Origin of the sequence: Duganella qianjiadongensis, assembly GCF_009857915.1 — a bacterium.
In the GTDB taxonomy this organism is placed as follows: domain Bacteria; phylum Pseudomonadota; class Gammaproteobacteria; order Burkholderiales; family Burkholderiaceae_D; genus Rugamonas; species Rugamonas qianjiadongensis.
In genome coordinates, this window is sequence record NZ_WWCM01000002.1 from 584,125 (window position 1) to 602,686 (window position 18,562).

Genomic DNA, 18,562 nt, shown 5'->3' on the forward strand with positions numbered 1-18,562 from the left:
TTTCGACTAAAGCCGGTTTGCCTGGCCGTGCGTAAGTGCAGCGGCCCAAGACAAAAACCCCTTGTGGCGTTTAGTCCACACGGGGTGCGGCGCACGGCCCGCTGCGCGCCCCGGCGGAAATCAGAAAAGAACCATCACAGACTGATGTTATCCAGTATCCCGGCCTGCAGCGCAGCGATGCAGTTGGGATAAGACCTGATTTAAGTAAGTGAGATCATGCATATCAGTCAGAAAGAACATACTATTCTCTATGAATATGATCAGGCGCTACAGCAGGCCGGCGGGCGTGATTTTCAATTTCGCATAGACGGCCGGAGCTATTCGGTAACTGCCTGCGCGACCAGTCATCTGCAGGTGCGCTGCCGCAGCACCTGGGCACGCTGGACCGGCAAATGGCTCGATCAGTCTGCGCAGATAGAAAGCACGCTACGCCGGCACTACGCCAGCTATCAGCAACAGAATTTACCAAGCTATCAGTCGATTTGTTTTAGTGGCGGCGGCGCCAAGGGGATCGCTTATAGCGGCGTGATACGCCAGCTGGGCAAGCGGCTGGGCGCTGTGCGGCAGGTATCGGGCGCCTCGGTAGGCGCCTTGACTGCCATGCTGGTGGCGGCGGGCGCCGACAGTGACGGTATCGCCAAAATATTCCGCTCCCAGCCAAGCCGGCTGGATCAGGAGCTTCTGAAGCAGAGCTTGCGCGCAGCACTGTGCCAGTGCTTGTCGCCCTATCGCGCCATATTTGCACAGGTATTGCATCTGGCCGAAACGCAAGTGAGCGACGACATGCTGCGCGATATCAGTTTCGGACAACTCGATGCGCTACGGATAGCCTTGCAAAATCAGGGAAATTATTCCTTGAAGGAGCTTTTCGTCAATGCCAGCCTGTTCGACCAAGCGCGCAATCTTGGCGGCGAAGTCTTGCTCTCCGCAGCAACCACGCCTGATCTGCCTTTATGGCAGGCAGGTATCGCCAGCGCGGCCTTACCGCTGGCGCTGCCGCCCGTGGCCATTCCCAACCATATGCTGCTGCAAGGCGCGGTATATGGCGCGGACCAGCCGGAGCATGCAGTTTTGCTGCGCGATGGGGGCTTGCAGAACAACTTGCCACACCTTTATCTACATCCCGTCAACAAATTAATTCTCGGTTTCAGCTCGGACCGGCATCTGGCCGCCCATGGCCCGACATGGGTATCCCGCATCAAGGAATTTCTATGCGGAGAACCGGCCTATGCCCGCCGCTATGCAGATCTACAGCTGGCACAGTCATACGGCATGCATTACATCGATGCCGGGGTCGGCACCTTGCAGATCAAGGCAGCAATCGCCCGCTACACCGAGCTTACTGATCGATCTGCGCGCGATTTTAACTTTTACGAGATTGTGCAGCGCCCCGTAGCGGGCCAGCCTGCCCCCTGCTCCGCTGAGCAGAGCTGGAAGCAGCTCAATGCGAGAAAATATGCGACCGCGGGCGAGAAGTCAGGCTTCTGGGACTGGTGGTATCAAGCACGCCATGGGATGCCGGCCAAATCGGCTACAGGGAGCTGAATCAGGCCCGGGCAGCACCCGCGAGCGCGGGTGACTGCCGGATCAGGCTGGCCGCTTACTTGGCAGCTTCCTTGTTGATTGCAGAGATCAGGTCTTTACCAATACGGCCTTCCATATCCTTCTGCACCGGCAGCAGGGCTTTACGCCATTCAGCCTGCTCTTTTACGCTCGGCGTATAGATTTCCGTCTTGCCGGCCTTCTTGATAGCATCGAGCGCCATGTCGTTGTCGCGCTGGGCGATGGCTTTCTCGAACGTGGTGGCATCCTTCATGGCTTTGTCCAGCGCGGCACGGATATCGGCCGGCAAACCGTCCCAGAACTTCTTGTTGACGATGACCGCATAGCCCAGATAGCCGTGATTGGATACCGTCACATGCTTCTGCACTTCATGCATCTTCTGGGTGTACATATTCGATGGCGGATTCTCGGTACCGTCCACCACGCCGGTCTGCAGTGCCTGATACACTTCGGAGAAGGCCAGCACCTGCGGATTGGCGCCCAGCGCACGCATCTGCGCGTCCAGCACTTTGGACGACTGGATACGCATTTTCAGGCCTTTGAAGTCGCTCACTGCGTGCAGCGGCTTGTTCGCCGACATTACCTTGAAGCCGTTATCCCAGAAGGCCAGGCCGGTAATACCTTTAGGCTCCAGCTTTTTCAGCAGGCTCTTGCCGATTTCGCCTTCCGTCACGTTATACAGTGCCGTCTTCGACGGGAAAATGTAAGGCAGGTCAAACGCTTCGAATTCCTTCACGCCCAGCGGGCCGAATTTGGCCAGCGATGGCGCCAGCATCTGCACGGCGCCCAGCTGCAGCGCTTCCAGTTCTTCCTTGTCTTTATACAGCTGGCTGTTCGGATATACCTCGACCTTGACGCGGCCGTTGGTGGCTTTTTCTGCCAGCTGCTTGAAGCGCTCTGCAGCCTGTCCTTTCGGCGTATCCGTTGCCACCACGTGGCTGAATTTGATCACGATAGGTGCCTGGGCATAGGCATTGATGCTCAGGGCGGCGCCCAGAGCCAGAAGCATGGCGTTGAGTTTCATGGAGTCTCCAGAAGGAAGGAAAATACGGTATTGTTCTAGTGTGAACGATTCTCACCATCCTAGACAAGCCCTGCAACTGTGGAAAACCACAATGGCGAGCAGCGTGCAAGGCGATACCCTGAACGCCCATGACCGACTCCACCACCACCTCCTCCACCGGCCGGCGCGGCCTGTCCAGCAGCGCGCTGCGCTGGCTGCTGCCCATTGTGCTGGTACTGTTTTTTCTGGCAATATTAATCTGGCTGCCATGGCAGGCACGCCAGATGGAAAGCACGGAGCGGCAGGAACAGCTGATCGCCGACACGCTGTGGGTAGAGCAGACCATACGCTTTCAGCTGGGCCGCGATGAAGAGTCGCTGCGCGCGCTGGCCAACGAAATCGGCGCGGTGCACCTGAGCGACGAACAGCTCAAGGCACGCCTGACACGCCTGCTGAAAAACGGCCATGAATTCCTCCGCGTGGTGTGGCTGCGGCCCGATGGCAGCCTGCACGCCAGCAGCGACGCCATCCCCCTGCCGGTGCGGCTGACCCAGGCCTCGGCATCCACCATGGAACTGGTGCGCAAGACCCGCAAACCGATGTACACCCAGCCCGAAGTCCAGAGCGGCAACCCGAATGCGGCGCCGGCCGCCGTGCTGATGGACTACCACGTACCGCTGTTCCGCGGCGACGAATATCTGGGCGATCTGGTGGCCACTTACCAGACCAGCGTGCTGCTGGAAGAAATGGTGCCATGGTGGTTTGCGCAGGATAATCAGGTATCGCTGATCGACCGCGACGACCGCCTGCTGGCGCGCCGCGCTGCGGCCGGCCCCGGTCACGGCGTGTACACCCACAAGCGCGCACTCGATCTGCCCGGCGCCAACATCACGCTGGTGACGGACAGCGTGAAGAGCGAACCCAAGCTGCTGCCCAATCTGCTGGTCGGTTCCGTCATCGTGCTGTCGCTCGGCCTGCTATGGAGCCTGCTGGCTCTGTGGGGCCACATCTCGCGCCGTCTGGCCGCCGAAGGCGCGCTGCGCCAGCAGATGTCGTTCCGCACGGCGATGGAGAATTCGCTGGTGACCGGCCTGCGCGCACGCGATCTGGAAGGCCGCATCACCTACGTCAATCCGGCTTTCTGCCAGATCGTCGGCTATCCGGCCGAAGAAATTGTCGGCAAGCTGCCGCCCATGCCCTACTGGGCGCCCGAAGCCATGGCCGAATACCAGACCCGCTTCGCCTCGGTGCTGGCCGGTAAAGTCACGCCGCAGTTCGAAACCTATTTCCAGCGCCCCGATGGCGAGCGCGTGCCGGTACTGATCTTCGAAGCGCCGCTGGTGGATAACAACGGCAAGCAGACCGGCTGGATGGGCTCCATCCTCGACATCTCCGACCGCAAGCGGGTGGAAGAACTGAATCGCCAGCAGCAGGAAAAGCTGCAGTCCAGCGCGCGCCTTGCCACCATGGGCGAAATGGCTTCCATGCTGGCGCATGAACTGAACCAGCCGCTGGCCGCCATTTCCAGCTATACCACCGGAGCCCTGAATATCCTCAAGCGGGCCGCCGGCCAGCACGCCACGGTCGAAGCCAGCGCGCTGATTCCTGCACTGGAGCAGGCCAGCACGCAGGCGCAGCGGGCCGGCCAGATCATCCGCAGCGTGCATAAATTCGTCAAGAAGAGCGAACCGCAGCGCCAGCAGATCGCCATTGCGCCGCTGCTGGAAGGCATACGCACGCTGATCGAACTGCAGGCGCGTCAGGCCTTCGTGTCGTATAAAACCAGCATCCCCGACGATCTGCCGCCCGTGCTGGCGGACCGCGTGATGATAGAACAGGTGCTGCTCAACCTGAGCCGCAACGGCATCGAAGCCATGCAGCACATACCGCCCCAGCGCCGCGTGCTGAAAATCCAGGCCACCTATCTGCCCGCAACGGCACAGGTCAGCGTCGAAGTGATCGACCAGGGCCACGGCATACCGGAGGATGTAGCGCAGCGCCTGTTCTCGCCGTTCTTCTCGACCAAGGCCGAAGGCATGGGCATGGGCCTCAATATCTGCCGAACCGCGATAGAATTCCATGGCGGGACACTGACCCATAGCGCTAACCCGCAAGGGGGCACCATATTTACCTTCGTACTGCCGGCAACCACGGACAGCACGAAAACGGAGACATAAAGCATGCTGCATATCGTTGATGATGAAGAAGTGGTGCGTGACGCACTGACCTGGCTGGCCACCTCGCGCGGCATCAGTTCGCGCAGCTATGCTTCGGCACTGCAGCTGCTGCGCCATGCCGATAGCGGCCAGTTCGATCCGGACGGCGATTGCGTGCTGCTCGATGTGCGTATGCCCGACATGAACGGCATTGCCGCTTTCGACCAGTTATCGACCCGTGGCCTGACCCAGCGCATGCCGGTGATTTTCCTTACCGGCCATGGCGATGTGCCTATGGCGGTTGACGCGCTCAAGCGCGGCGCGTTCGACTTCTTCGAAAAACCGTTTAACGACAACCAGCTGATGGACCGCGTGCAGGAAGGTCTGGCCGGTTCGCGCAAGGCCGGCGAAATGGCGCAGGTGCACGCCCGCCTCGCCACGCTGTCGGCACGCGAACGCGAAGTGCTGGACCTGATACTGGCGGGGAAAATGAACAAGGTGGTGGCCGATGAACTGGGCATCAGCATGCGCACGGTGGAAGTGCACCGCGCGCATATCTTCGACAAGATGCAGGTAAAAACTGCGGTCGAACTGGCCGGCCTGCTGAAGTAGCCCGCAGGCCGCCTTATTATTGTTACTGGCGCCGTGTCAGCCCTTCTTCTGCGCCGCGATCCACTCGTCCACCACCTGCTCCAGCACGGCCAGCGGCACATTGCCCGTCTCCAGCACGGTGTTGTGGAAAGCCTTGAGCGAGAAACGCTCGCCCAGCGCCTGCTGGGCACGGGCACGCAGCTCCAGGATGCGCATCATGCCGATCTTGTAGGAGCAGGCCTGGCCCGGCATGGCCACATAGCGCTCCACCTCCGCCGGCGTGATGCCGTAATCGATGCCCTGCTGGCGCGTCCATTTCATCGCGTGCAGGCCGGTATCAACCACTAGCCGGCGCGCGCGGAACAGCTCCGCATCGAGCTGGCCCAGATGGCCCACGACATCGCCGTCATACCAGTGGTTTTCCACCGCCAGCTGCTCGGCATACAGCGCCCAGCCCTCGCCATAAGCCGAGCCGACCGGGAATACGCGGTCGCGCCGATAGCGTGGCAGCTGATTGTTTTCCTGCTGCAGCGCCACCTGGAAATGGTGGCCCGGCACACCCTCATGGTAGGTCAGCGTACGCAGGCCGACGATGCGGAACACAGGACCCGGCATCGGCGCCCAGAAAATACCGGGGCGGGTGCCGTCATTGGCCGGCCCCGTGTAGTGGGCCGCTGCCGTTTTTTCCGTAAACGGCGGCTCGCGCCTGACCACCACCGGCGCTTTGGGCGTGATGTCGAACAGTTCGCGCGAGCGTTTCTCCGCATCGCGCAGCACTTCTTCATAGCGCGCCAGCAGCGCCGGACGCGGCTCGGCTTCCTGCGGCTGCTGGTCCTTTTCCAGCCTGGCCATACGCTCCTTGGTACTGCCTTCCGTATAGCCCAGCGATACCAGCAGGCCATCCATTTCCTTCTCGATGCGAGCTACTTCGCGCAGGCCGATCTGGTGCACCTGCTCGGGCGTGTAATTGGTCGAGGTCATCTGTTTAAGCAGCACGGCATAGGCCTTATCGCCATTGGGCAGACGCCACAGGCCCGCATCGCTGGTGGTATGCGGCAGCTGCTCCTGCAGCAGCGTGCGGACGCGCTGATAGGCCGGCAGCACCGACTGGCGCACGATGTTCTCGGCACTGGCAGCAAACTGCTGCTGGGCTTCCGGCCCCAGCTCCTTCACGGCCGCCATGCGCTGCCTGAGCGACACCACCAGCACATTGGCTTCCGCTCCGCCTTCGAGGAAGCGGTCCAGCTGGCCGATGGAAGACTGGGTCAGGAAGGTCGGCATCAGGATGCCGCGCGCGCCCAGTCCGCGCGCCTGCAGTATGCCGGTATCGATCTTGCCCGCTACCGCCTGCAGCCGCACCAGATAATTTTCCACATCGCGCTGGTTGCGGATAGGGTGGGCCTGACTGAGGAAATTCACCAGCTGTACATGCAGACCGCCAAACTGGTTGAACACGAAGTTATAGTCGGCATAGGCATAGTTTTCCACCTGTCCCTGCAGGTTCCAGCGGATGGTAGCGGCGCTGGCGCGCTGCTGCGGCGTGAGCTTGTGCAGGTCCATCTTGTCCAGCTGGGCCAGCGCCTTCTTGGCTGCCGCCACGTCACGCGCCCGCTGCACGATGGAATTGGGCGTCAGCTTGCGGTCCAGCGCATCCTGCTCCTTGCCGCTGAAATACTGCTTGAGCGTGGCCTGCTCCGGATCGTTGCGCACGCGGGTAGTGGCCAGATTATCGGCCCACTGGTCAAAGCTGAGTGCCTGCGCCGGCAGACTGGCTGCAAAACTCAGCACAGCACTGGCGGTGGCAAGAAACACGATGGCGTGGCGCGGAGTAGGCATGATCTTCCTCGGTAAGTCGATCACGCGAGTGTAGCGCAGTTCAGCGGTGGCAGGCCAGCGCCCACTCCAGATGCTCGCGCAGCAGCGGCGTAGCATCGGCGCAGCGCGCCGTCAGGGCCGCCACGATGGCGCTGTCGCCATGCGCGCCCATGCTGGCAGCATTGCCCAGCGCAACCGCGATATTGCGCAGCCAGCGTTCATGGCCGATGCGGCGTATCGGGCTGCCTTCCATCTTGCGGTTGAATTCATCTTCCGTCCACGCAAACAGCTGCAGCAGGCTGGCGCTGCCAAGGCCGTGGCGCTCGTCGAAATCCGGCAGTACGGCCTTCTGCGCGAACTTGTTCCACGGGCAGGCGGTCTGGCAGTCGTCGCAGCCATAGATATGATTGCCGATCAGCGGGCGCAGCTCAGGCGGAATCGCGCTTTTCAGTTCGATGGTCAGATAGGAAATGCAGCGGCGCGCATCGAGCTTGCCCGGCGCGAGGATGGCAGCGGTGGGACAGGCAGTGATGCAGGACGTGCACTGGCCGCAGTGGGCGCCGGTGGGCGCATCCACCGGCAGCGGCAGATCGACCAGAAATTCGCCCATGAAGAAAGTGGAACCGGCGCTGCGCGAAAGCAGCAAGGTGTGCTTGCCGCGCCAGCCCAGCCCGGCCTTTTCGGCCAGCGGCAGCTCCATCACGGGGGCCGAATCGGTGAACACGCGGTAGCCGAATTCGCCGATCTGCGCCTTGACCTTGTCGGCCAGCTGCTGCAGACGGGCGCGCAGCACCTTGTGGTAGTCGCGGCCCCGCGCATACACCGAAATCACCGCCGCCTGCGGGTCGGCCAGCCGCTGCGCTTCCCGTTCGCGCCAGTCGGGCGCGGTGTCGCTGGGCAGGTAGTCCATGCGGGCGCTCACCACACGCACCGTGCCCGGCACCAGCTCGGCGGGGCGGGCCCGTTTCATGCCATGCGCCGCCATGTAGTCCATTTCGCCATGATAGCCGGCGTCCAGCCAGGCCTGCAGGCCCGCTTCGGCGTGACTGAGGTCGATATCGGTGATGCGTACTTCGGCAAAACCCAGTTCCACACCCCAGCGTTTGATGCTGGCGGCCAGTTCGGCTAATTCATTTTGGGACAGGGAATGCGGCATGGGGCGGTGTAACGATGTAAGAATGGTCGCAGGCGGTTACAATGGCTGGCGTAGCCACCAACCTGACATTTTAATTGATGCCGCACTTTCAAGCCCATCTCCACGACGAAGCCGGCACGGCCGCCCTCGGGGCCGCGCTGGCGCACGCCATGGCGCCCGGTCTGGTCATCTATCTGCATGGTGATCTGGGCGCAGGCAAAACCGCCCTCACCCGCGCCCTGCTGCACGCGGCCGGCCACGTGGGCACCGTGAAAAGCCCTACCTACACCCTGTCCGAGCCATACGCCATCACGCTGGGCGGCCAGCCCGTCAGCGTGATCCACTATGACCTGTACCGCATGGGCAGCCCGGAAGAGTTCCTCGACGCGGGCTTCCGCGAAGACTTCAACGGCAGCAATATCTGCATCGTCGAATGGCCGGAAAAGGCCGACGGCGTGCTGCCGCCGGCCGATCTCGATGTCAACCTGAGCGTGGCTGGCCACGGTCGTGATGTAGAATTGCGGGCATCCACCCCCGCCGGTCACTCATGTCTGCAACGCCTGAAATTCGCGCCCAATCTGTGAGCGCCGCTGACGCTGGTACTGCCAGCCCCGCCGCGCGCAGCCGCCGCACCGTACTCAAAGCGGGCGGCGCCCTGCTGCTGTCCGTGCTGGCACCTACCCGCGCCATGGCGGCGCAGATACTGGCCGTGCGCGTCTGGCCGGCCGAGGACTACACCCGCGTCACGCTGGAAAACGATGCCGTCCTCAAAGCCACCCACTTCACGGTCAAAGATCCGGAGCGGCTGGTGGTCGATATCGAAGGGCTGGAACTCAATCCCACGCTGAAAAGTCTGGTCGCCAAAATCCAGTCCAACGATCCGTATATCAGGCAGGTAAGGGTGGGCCAGAACCGGCCCAACGTGGTGCGGCTGGTATTCGACCTGAAAGAAGAAGTCAGGCCGCAGGTGTTCACGCTGGCGCCGGCCGGCAGCTACGAGCACCGCCTGATTTTCGACCTCTACCCTGTCAGGGAAGCCGATCCTATCGCCGCCATGATAGAAAAAGGCGACTGGTCCAACGATGGCAAGAGCGCCAGGGCTGATCAGAGCGCGCCGTCCGCCAGCAAGGCAGCGCCGGTCGAGACCCCGGCCACGCCCGCCAGCACGGCCAGCACAGCCGAAACGGCAAAGCCCGAACATGACGCCAAACTGGCGGAAACGCCCGTCAAGCCGGCGGAAAAATACGACCATAACGGCAAGCTGGTACGCATGCTGACAGTGGTGCTCGATCCCGGCCACGGCGGCGAAGACCCCGGCGCATCGGGCAAGAACGGCAGCCGCGAAAAAGATATCGTGCTGGCGATTGCCAAGCGTCTCAAGAACAAAATCGAAGACATCCCGAATATGCGGGTCATGCTTACGCGCGATGGCGACTACTTCGTACCGCTGGGCACGCGGGTGGAAAAAGCCCGCAAGGTGCAGGCCGACCTGTTCGTCTCCATCCACGCCGATGCCTTCGTGCAGCCCACGGCGCGCGGCTCCTCGGTGTTCGTGCTGTCGGAAAAAGGCGCCAGCTCGACGGCGGCGCGCTGGCTGGCGGACAAGGAAAATCTGGCCGACACCATAGGCGGCGTCAACGTGCGCAGCCACGACCGCCAGCTGGCCAGTGTGCTGATCGATCTGTCCACCACGGCCCAGATCAACGATTCGCTCAAACTGGGCAAGTCCGTGCTGGGCGAAATCGGCGGCATCAACCGCCTGCACAAAGGCTCGGTCGAGCAGGCCGGCTTTGCCGTGCTGAAGGCGCCGGACATTCCGTCCATCCTGATCGAAACGGCATTCATCTCCAATCCGGAAGAAGAAGCCAAACTGCTCGACGACGGCTACCAGAACCAGCTGGCCGATGCCATCGTCAAAGGCATACGGCGCTATTTTGCCAAGAACCCGCCGCTGGCCAAGAACCGCCTGACCTGAGCCCGGCCTTACTTACTCACGCATTCACCCACTTTACGGAACCCACATGGCTGTAGTAACGATGACGGAATATGGCGCACTGCCTGCAGCGCAGATCTGCGCTGCTGATGGCGCCGAAATCACGCTGTCGCTGTTCGGCGCCCACCTGCTGTCATGGAAAACCGCCGATGGCCAACAGCGGCTGTTCGTCAGCAGCCAGACCCCGCTCGATGGCAGCAAGGCCATACGCGGCGGCGTGCCGGTGATTTTCCCCCAGTTTAATATGCGCGGCCCCGGCCTGCGCCACGGCTTTGCCCGGGTCAGCCACTGGCGCGTGGGCGCCAGCGGTGAAGAAAACGGCCAGGCCTTTATCGAACTTGAGCTGAACCAGCAGGACCTGCCGGCCGAACATGCCGCCGCATGGCCGCATGACTTTGCACTGACGCTGCGCTATACGCTGCAAGGCGATGCGCTGGCCGTGCGCTTCACCGTGCACAATTGCGGCACGCGGGAGTTCCCTTTCGGCGTGGCGCTGCACACCTATTTCGACGTGGGCCAGCTCGCTGCCACCAGCGTCGCCGGCCTGCAGGGCCAGCGCTACACCGACCATCATCTGCAGACCGCCACGCAGGACCAGCCTGCCCTGCACTTTACGGAAAAACAGGACCGGCTATACCAGTCGACGCCGGCGCTGACGCTGAACACGGCCAGCGCCACGCTGCAGCTGGAACAGCAGGGCTTCGATAACTGGGTGGTGTGGAATCCCGGTCAGGCCGATGCAGCAGCACTGACCGATCTGGCGGATGAAGAATATCTGCGCTTTATCTGCATCGAACCGGCCCGCATCGACCAGCAGCCGCTGGCAGCAGGCGCCAGCTGGACCGGCTCGCACCGGATCCGCTGCTGCGGCTAACGCTTAATCCGCTTAATTCGATTCCTTGATGATGCGGCCGGAACCGGGCTGGATGGGCCGCGCATTCATCGGATACAGGCGGGCAAACAGCGCCATCTGGGCTGGCGAAGCCTGTACCGGTTCTTTCATCACCAGCCACAGCACGCCTTCGCTGCAGGGCGGCGTGGTCAGCGAACCCATGAAAGTGTAGTAGTCGCGCCGGGCCGGAATCAGGTCGATAGGATCGATCACCGAGGACGGCGCCATGGTGTCGAGCTTTTCCAGCGGCAGATTGTTCCACACCGTCTGGATCACCGGCTGCGCACGGCCACGCTCGAGCAGCAGCGCAATCACCGCCAGTTTGCCTTCGCCATCCTTGTGCACCAGATGCATCACCATCTCGTAGCCCTTGCCGTTGACGCGCTCTTCCGAAGGACGGTGGAAGTGGAACTGGATCAGTTCATACATGCGGTTCTGCACCGTGATGAAGTTACCGCCCCCCAGCATCACCTGCACGGTGTGGCCGTTGTCCGTCACATTGAACGAGGACGGATGATAGTCGAAGCTGATCTGCTCCAGCTCGACTTTCATGCCATCGCGGATATCGATAGGCGACTGGCGGTTGCCGGTGCTGCATTTGGCCCATTCAGGATTGATCTTGCCCCAGTTGGCAGGGCCGTTCTCGCCCTCGTACGACCAGTGGTGGCTATACACTTTGGGCACGGCTTCCACTGCGGCAGCGGCTTTCTTGGCTTTGGCAGCCGCGGCCACGCGGGCCTGCTGGTTGGCGCGCATCAGCGCCAGACGGGCAGCTATCTTGGCCGACAGATCGGCTTCCGCCTCGGCTTCGCGCTCGCGCGCGCTAGGCGCCGCAGCCGATGCCTTGCGCGACGAGGACGCAGGTTCGCTATCGCCTTTTTCGGCAGCCGCAGCCGCGATCTGCTTGAGCGGCACGCCGCCCACGCTCACGCCATGTTCCGATTTGGCGCCCGCAGCCGGAGTGCCTTTGGTTTTCACCGTGGATGCTGCTTTGCCCGCTGCCGGTTCAGACGCCTCGGAGGCGCTGGCAGCATGGGCGAACGCGCAGCAGCAGACGATCAGGGTGAGTAAAGTACGCATCGCAGTCCAGAAGTATAAGAATTACACACTGGTATACGGATGCAATTGGGAAAAACTTGAGCGAACGTCCGGATAGGAGATATTTATTTGTGAAATATGCCGGAATCCACTGCCGCGCCGCTGGCCCGGATGCGGCGCAGCGGCAGGCTGGCCTAGCGGCCCAGCATGCGGCGGCCCAGCTTGTACACGCCGCCCAGCGCCATCGGCACCACGGCCACGCCTACGCCCACCAGCACGATTTCCGTCAGATGCTCGCGCACGATGGCGATATTGCCGAAGAAATAGCCTGCCGTCGTCAGCAGGGTTACCCACAGCAGGGCGCCGGTGATGTTATACAGCTGGAAGCGGCCATGGGTCATGTCCGACACGCCGGCCACGAACGGTGCAAAGGTCCGCACTACCGGCACGAAACGGGCCAGCACGATGGTCTTGCCGCCGTGTTTTTCGAAGAATTCATGGGTACGGCGCAGGGCTTCCTTGTTGAGCCAGCGGTAATCATGGGTGAACACCCGCTGCCCTATGGCCTCGCCTATCCAGTAATTGGTGGTGTTGCCCAGTACGGCAGCAGTAATCAGCAGCCCGTTGAGCAGGAACAGATTCATTTCGCCCAGCGCGCACAGGGCGCCCGCGATAAACAGCAGAGTGTCGCCGGGGAAGAAGAACAGAACGACCAGTCCCGTTTCACAGAAAATGATGGCAAACAGCACGACATAAATGAGCGTTCCGTATTGCTCTATCAGCACTTGCAGCGTTTTGTCGACATGCAGAATCATGCCGAAGAATTGCATAAAATCCATATTCTTCCCGTAAAGTCAGCGCCGGAATCATACACCACGATGGCGCCCAGGTGAGCAGTTTCCAGCGGCGTGTCATCCAGATTAAAATCTTTCACGGCCGCGCAAACCGCGCGCCCCACTAACCAGGGAGATACCGGATGTACCGAACCATGCTGTTACCGTCCTTGTCCGCTGCCGCGCTGCTTACCAGCGGCCTGGCCAGCGCTGCCGATCTGCCGGTCAAACCGAGCGTCGGCGACCTCGTCAAGCAAGCGCAGGCGTCCGACTGGCGCCCCACCGACCCGCAACACACGCTCTACATGGAACTGGACAGCGGCCGGGTGGTGATCGAACTGGCACCCGATTTCGCGCCGCAGAATATCGCCAACATCGAAACGCTGGTGAAGGAAAAGTATTACGACGGACTGGCCATCCTGCGCTCGCAGGACAACTATGTGGCGCAGTGGGGCGATCCGCAGGCCGAATCGGCCAGTCCGCGCCCGCTCGGCAGCGCCAAGGCCAAGGTAGTAGGCGAATTCAGCGTGCCACTGAAGCATGACAAACACTTCGTACGCCAGCCGGACCGCGACGGCTATGCCCCGCAGATCGGCCATTCCAACGGCTTCCCCGTAGGGCGCGACCCGAAAGCCGGCACCACCTGGCTGGCACACTGCTACGGCATGGTAGGCGTGGGGCGCGATACCGGCACCGATAGCGGCAATGGCGCCGAGCTGTACGCCGTCACCGGCCACGCACCGCGCCATCTGGACCGCAATATCACGCTGGTAGGGCGCGTACTGTCCGGCATCCAGCTACTGTCCACGTTGCCACGGGGCAGCGAAGCCATGGGCTTCTACGGCGCCAAGGAGACCCGCATGGGCATCAGATCGGTGCGGCTGGAGGCCGACGTGCCGGAGGCCGAACGCAGCCATCTGGAAGTGATGCGCAGCGAAGCACCGATCTACCAGCAGGTGATCGATGCCCAGCGCAACCGTGGCGGTCCGTGGAACAAGTTCTCGCCCGGCTACGTCGAGCTGTGCAACGCGCCGATACCGGTGCGTGTGCGTCCCTGAGCGGGCGCGCTCGCAGCGCATCTGGCGCGCTGCGAGCAGTTATAATCGCGGGATGAATGCGCCCGATACTTCCCCTAGCAGCACCGGCCCGCGCCCTATCCGCGCCCTGCCCGACCAGCTGATTTCCCAGATTGCCGCCGGCGAGGTGGTAGAACGCCCCTCGGCCGTGGTCAAGGAATTGCTGGAAAACGCGCTCGATGCGGGCGCTACCCAGATCAATGTGCGGCTGGAAGAAGGCGGCGTAAAACGCATCGCCATTACCGATAACGGCCGCGGCATTCCGCCCGAGCAGATGCCGCTGGCACTGGCCCGCCACGCTACCTCGAAGATCGCCTCGCTCGATGATCTGGAAAACGTCGGCACGCTGGGCTTCCGCGGCGAGGCACTGGCCTCGATTGCCTCGGTAGCTTCGGTCACCCTGACTTCGCGCACGGCCGACGCTGCCCATGCATGGGAAATCGCCGGTTCGCATCAGGGCACAGTGGCACCATCCTCGGGCGCCTATGGCACCACGGTCGATGTACAGGACCTGTATTTCAACACCCCGGCACGGCGCAAATTCCTCAAGTCGGAACAGACCGAATTCGGCCACTGCGCCGAAGTGGTGCGCCGCATTGCGCTGGCGCGGCCCGACGTGGCCTTCACCCTCAGCCACAACGGCCGCACCATCGATCACTGGAACGTCACCGAGATGGCCAAGCGCAGCGCCCACATACTGGGCGACGGCTTTGCCGAGGCGCGCCTGCAGATCGACGAGAGCGCAGGCCCCTTGCGCCTGCACGGCTATACCGGCCTGCCCACCGCTTCCAAGGCGCGTGCCGATGGCCAGTTCTTCTACGTGAACGGCCGCTTCGTACGCGACAAGGTGCTGGTCCACGCCGTCAAGGCCGCCTATCAGGATGTGCTGCATGGCGACCGCTTCCCGTCCTATGTGCTGTCGCTCGATCTCGATCCGGCGCTGGTCGACGTCAACGTCCACCCGTCCAAGATCGAAGTGCGCTTCCGCGACAGCCGCGCCGTGCACCAGTTCGTATTCCACGCCGTGCAGCGCGCCCTGGCCCAGACTTCGGCCACCGCCCACGGCAGCGCACCATCGCCACTGCCCGCGGCCGACAGCCTGGCAACCACTCCATGGCGCGGCGAGCAGACCAGCTTCGGCGCCCTGCTCAAACCGGACTACACGCCCACCTTTTCGCCTTCGCCGTTTGGCCGGCCGGCGGGCAGCGAAGCCGATAGCAGTTCCGCTGGCGGCCCAAACTATGCGGCCCACGCTGCGCAGCGTTTCGATGCGCGCAGCGGTGGCATAGCCCAGAGTACCGAGCGCTATGGCGCCCTGTTCAGCGAGGGCGCCCGCAGCGGCGCGCCCGCTGGCGACTACAGCCGCAGCGACAGTGCGCTGGCCGATAGCGATCGCGCCCTGCCACAGGCCAGCAGCTACACCGTCTCCCCCGCTGCCATGGCGCAGGAAGAGTTCCCGCTCGGCTTCGCGCTGGCCCAGCTGCACGGCATCTACATCCTCGCCCAGAACGCCAAAGGGCTGGTGCTGGTGGATATGCATGCCGCGCACGAGCGCATCCTGTACGAACAGCTCAAACAGGCGCTGCAGAGCCATGTAGCGGGTGTCGCCATGCAGGTACAGCCGCTGCTGATCCCCGTCACCTTCTACGCCGATACGATAGAAGTGGCCACCGTGCACGAACATCAGGACACCCTGCAGGCACTGGGCTTCGACATCGCCGCCCTGTCGCCCACTACGCTGGCCGTGCGCTCGGTGCCGGTGCTGCTGAAAAATGCCGACGCCCAGACGCTGGCGCGCGACGTGCTGCGCGATGTGCGCGAATTTGGCGGCTCGCGCCTGCTGATCGAACGCCAGAACGAACTGCTGGGCACACTGGCCTGCCATACTGCCGTACGGGCCAACCGCATCCTGTCGGTGCAGGAAATGAACGCCCTGCTACGCCAGATGGAAAGCACCGAACGGGCCGACCAGTGCAACCACGGCCGCCCGACCTGGGTGCAGGTAGAAATCGGCGCGCTCGACAAACTGTTCCTGCGTGGCCAGTAACATGACGCAGTCTGCACAACGGCCACTGGCCGTGGCCATCATGGGCCCCACGGCGTCCGGCAAGACGGCCGCCGCGCTGGCCATCGCCGCGCGCATTCCGGCGGAAATCATCTCGGTCGATTCGGCGCTGGTGTTCCGCGGCATGGACATCGGCACGGCCAAGCCCACCCGCGCCGAACTGGCCGCCGCGCCGCACCACCTGATCGACATCATCGATCCGCTCGACGCCTATTCCGTCGCCCAGTTCCGCAACGATACCCTGCGGCTGGTCGATGACATCGTCGCGCGCGGCAAACTGCCGCTGCTGGTGGGCGGCACCATGCTGTATTTCAAAGGGCTGGCCGACGGTCTGGACGACCTGCCCGGCGCCGATCCGGCCCTGCGCGCCCAGCTCGAAGACGACGCCGCCCGCGTCGGCTGGCCTGCCATGCATGCCCGTCTGGCCCTGCTCGATCCGGCCACGGCAGCACGGCTGGCGCCCGCCGATGCCCAGCGCATCCAGCGTGCGCTGGAAATCTGTACGCTGAGCGGCAAGCCCATGTCGGCCCTGCTGGCCCAGCGCGAGAAAACCGAACTGCCGTTCGAACTGCTGTCGTTCGCACTGGAGCCGTCCGACCGCGCCGTGCTGCACGAGCGTATCGCCCGCCGTTTCGACCTGATGCTGGCCGATAGCCCGGACGGCAACCTGCTGACGGAAGTGGAACAGCTGCGCCGCCGCGGCGACCTGCATCCGGGCCTGCCCTCGATACGCTGCGTGGGCTACCGTCAGGCCTGGGATTACCTCGACGGCAATATCGACTACGCCACCATGCGCGAAACGGGCATCATCGCCACCCGCCAGCTGGCCAAACGCCAGCTGACCTGGCTGCGCTCCATGCCGGGGCGCAGCGTGATCGACTGCCTGGGCGCCAACCCGACGGGCGAATTGCTGGCACAAATCGGCAAAAGGCTGGGCTAGCAGCCAGCCCTGGCGTCAATCGGACGTTGAAAAAATTGCACGCTTTATCGCCCCAAACAGCCCTGCGTAAACAAAATAAACGGATTATTTGGGGAAAAACCGGCGCTATCCTTGACAGTCCGGCGCTCTACCCCGATAATATCGGGCGTTGCAGGTGATATAGCTCAGTTGGTTAGAGCACAGCATTCATAATGCTGGGGTCGATGGTTCAAGTCCATCTATCACCACCAAGAATTCTAAAAAGCCTCTAGCAGATCTGCCTAGAGGCTTTTTTAATCTGCTTAGCACCGGTGATATAGCTCAGTTGGTTAGAGCACAGCATTCATAATGCTGGGGTCGATGGTTCAAGTCCATCTATCACCACCACGAATTCCGATCAGCCTCCCCGCAGTCCTGCTGCCGGGAGGCTTTTTGTTTGGGCGCTTCGGAGTGACTAGTCCTTGCTCTGCATGCGCGCCACTACCACGCCCGCTACCAGCGTAAATGTCACGACCACCGCAGCAATGATCCAGAAACCATCAGGGTGCTGGGCCAGCGGTATGCCGCCCACGTTCATGCCCAGCATGCCGGCAATGATGTTGATCGGCAGGGCCAGTACAGTCACGATGGTCAGCACATACAGGCTGCGTCCCGTTTCCTCATTGAGTTGCGCGGCAATTTCTTCCTGCAGCAGTTTGATGCGCTCCTGCAGCGACGAGACGTCGCTGAGCACCACGGCAAACTCTTCGCTCGACTGGCGCAACTCCTGCGTATCGAGTTCGGACATCCATGCGGGCGGCCGCTGCAGCAAACGCAGCAGGGCAGACGGCTCAGGCGCCAGCAGCCGCTGCAGGCGTACCAGCACGCGCCGCATATTACCCAGATCAGCCCGCTTGGCGCGCACCCGCCCCGCCAGCAGCGAATCTTCGATGGCATCGACCCGCGCCACCGCCGTGCGCACGATATGCATCAGCACATCGGCCTGATCGCGCAACAGGTGTACCAGCAGTTCCACCGACGAGCGCAAGGGCTCGCCGCGCCGCACGGCCTGATGCAGCCGCTCGATCGACTTGAGCGGCGTACGGCGCGCGCTGATCACCAGATGGGGCGCCACTCCCAGCCACAGCGTGGAAATATCGGATGCGTCGAAATTAAATTCATGCAGCACGTCGTTGACCACCGCCACCAGCGCATTGTCGACCAGTTCGATACGGGTGGAACGCGAACCCTGATGCAGGGTCTCGAAGAATTCGTCGGACAGGCCGGCATACGCCCTCAGCCATTTTTCGCTGGCCGCGTGGGACAGATTGAAATGCAGCCAGATAAACTCGCCCGCCTTACGCGGCGCACCGTTCAGCCATGCCAGCGCCTGGGTGGAATTCATCGCTTGTGCCGCTGCCTTATCCGGCCCCAGCAGATAACCCCACACCAGCCCGGCAGTATCCGAGCCATATGTCACATCGATTGCTTCCATATTCTTCCC

15 protein-coding genes and 2 tRNA genes are annotated in these 18,562 nt (G+C 62.6%); 11 read left to right on the forward strand and 6 right to left on the reverse strand.

Translation table 11 applies throughout. From position 1 onward, the window contains the following. Positions 1–216: 216 nt before the first annotated feature. Positions 217–1,545 (forward strand): patatin-like phospholipase family protein, encoded by a 1,329-nt coding sequence (locus GTP27_RS05405; protein ID WP_161038128.1) that lies wholly within the window; start codon positions 217–219, stop codon positions 1,543–1,545. A 55-nt stretch (positions 1,546–1,600) separates the two neighbouring features. On the opposite strand, the gene GTP27_RS05410 is transcribed toward GTP27_RS05405, so the two are convergent. Continuing rightward, a complete protein-coding gene (locus tag GTP27_RS05410; protein WP_161038129.1) occupies positions 1,601–2,587 on the reverse strand; it encodes a TRAP transporter substrate-binding protein in 987 nt (328 codons plus the stop codon). A gap of 128 nt (positions 2,588–2,715) precedes the next feature. Between GTP27_RS05410 and GTP27_RS05415 the strand changes: the two genes are divergently transcribed. Beyond that, positions 2,716–4,743, forward strand: coding sequence for a sensor histidine kinase (locus GTP27_RS05415; protein WP_161038130.1), 2,028 nt, complete (start codon positions 2,716–2,718; stop codon positions 4,741–4,743). A 3-nt stretch (positions 4,744–4,746) separates the two neighbouring features. After that, the gene (locus GTP27_RS05420; RefSeq protein ID WP_161038131.1) at positions 4,747–5,334 is read left to right on the forward strand and encodes a response regulator transcription factor; all 588 of its coding nucleotides are present in this window, start codon (positions 4,747–4,749) and stop codon (positions 5,332–5,334) included. Between the two features lie 36 nt (positions 5,335–5,370). Here GTP27_RS05420 and GTP27_RS05425 read toward each other — a convergent pair whose 3' ends face one another. Together GTP27_RS05425 and queG are read right to left on the reverse strand one after the other, a co-directional pair. After that, positions 5,371–7,149, reverse strand: a complete 1,779-nt coding sequence (locus GTP27_RS05425; RefSeq protein ID WP_161038132.1) for a DUF885 domain-containing protein — start codon at positions 7,147–7,149, stop codon at positions 5,371–5,373. 40 nt (positions 7,150–7,189) lie between these two features. Continuing rightward, positions 7,190–8,284, reverse strand: coding sequence for a tRNA epoxyqueuosine(34) reductase QueG (gene queG / locus GTP27_RS05430; RefSeq protein WP_161038133.1), 1,095 nt, complete (start codon positions 8,282–8,284; stop codon positions 7,190–7,192). Positions 8,285–8,361: 77 nt separating this feature from the next. Here queG and tsaE point away from each other — a divergent pair, with 77 nt between their 5' ends. From tsaE to GTP27_RS05445, 3 genes are read left to right on the forward strand one after another with little or no spacing between them, the layout of a single operon-like run. After that, entirely contained in the window at positions 8,362–8,847 is a 486-nt protein-coding gene (gene tsaE / locus GTP27_RS05435) for a tRNA (adenosine(37)-N6)-threonylcarbamoyltransferase complex ATPase subunit type 1 TsaE (RefSeq protein WP_161038134.1), read from the forward strand. After that, entirely contained in the window at positions 8,811–10,238 is a 1,428-nt protein-coding gene (locus GTP27_RS05440; protein WP_161038135.1) for an N-acetylmuramoyl-L-alanine amidase, read from the forward strand. The genes tsaE and GTP27_RS05440 overlap by 37 nt, the downstream gene beginning before the upstream one ends. 46 nt (positions 10,239–10,284) lie before the next feature. Further along, entirely contained in the window at positions 10,285–11,130 is an 846-nt protein-coding gene (locus tag GTP27_RS05445; RefSeq protein WP_161038136.1) for a D-hexose-6-phosphate mutarotase, read from the forward strand. A 12-nt stretch (positions 11,131–11,142) separates the two neighbouring features. Here the strand turns inward: GTP27_RS05445 and GTP27_RS05450 are convergent, their stop codons facing one another. Further along, positions 11,143–12,228 (reverse strand): carbonic anhydrase, encoded by a 1,086-nt coding sequence (locus tag GTP27_RS05450; RefSeq protein ID WP_161038137.1) that lies wholly within the window; start codon positions 12,226–12,228, stop codon positions 11,143–11,145. 152 nt (positions 12,229–12,380) lie between these two features. Continuing rightward, positions 12,381–13,025, reverse strand: a complete 645-nt coding sequence (locus GTP27_RS05455; RefSeq protein WP_161038138.1) for a VTT domain-containing protein — start codon at positions 13,023–13,025, stop codon at positions 12,381–12,383. 149 nt (positions 13,026–13,174) lie between these two features. Between GTP27_RS05455 and GTP27_RS05460 the strand changes: the two genes are divergently transcribed. From GTP27_RS05460 to GTP27_RS05480, 5 genes are all read left to right on the forward strand, one after another. Then, positions 13,175–14,077, forward strand: coding sequence for a peptidylprolyl isomerase (locus GTP27_RS05460; RefSeq protein ID WP_229633398.1), 903 nt, complete (start codon positions 13,175–13,177; stop codon positions 14,075–14,077). 52 nt (positions 14,078–14,129) lie between these two features. Further along, a complete protein-coding gene (gene mutL / locus GTP27_RS05465) occupies positions 14,130–16,142 on the forward strand; it encodes a DNA mismatch repair endonuclease MutL (protein ID WP_161038140.1) in 2,013 nt (670 codons plus the stop codon). Position 16,143: 1 nt separating this feature from the next. Then, on the forward strand, positions 16,144–17,100 hold the full coding sequence (miaA, locus tag GTP27_RS05470; protein WP_161038141.1) for a tRNA (adenosine(37)-N6)-dimethylallyltransferase MiaA: 957 nt from the start codon (positions 16,144–16,146) through the stop codon (positions 17,098–17,100). Between the two features lie 153 nt (positions 17,101–17,253). Continuing rightward, positions 17,254–17,330 (forward strand) — tRNA-Met (locus GTP27_RS05475). Positions 17,331–17,389: 59 nt separating this feature from the next. Beyond that, a tRNA-Met gene (locus tag GTP27_RS05480) sits at positions 17,390–17,466 on the forward strand. Positions 17,467–17,533: 67 nt separating this feature from the next. Here GTP27_RS05480 and GTP27_RS05485 read toward each other — a convergent pair. Continuing rightward, positions 17,534–18,553: a transporter gene (locus tag GTP27_RS05485; RefSeq protein ID WP_161038142.1), complete on the reverse strand. Its 1,020-nt coding sequence runs from the start codon at positions 18,551–18,553 to the stop codon at positions 17,534–17,536. Positions 18,554–18,562 lie beyond the last annotated feature (9 nt).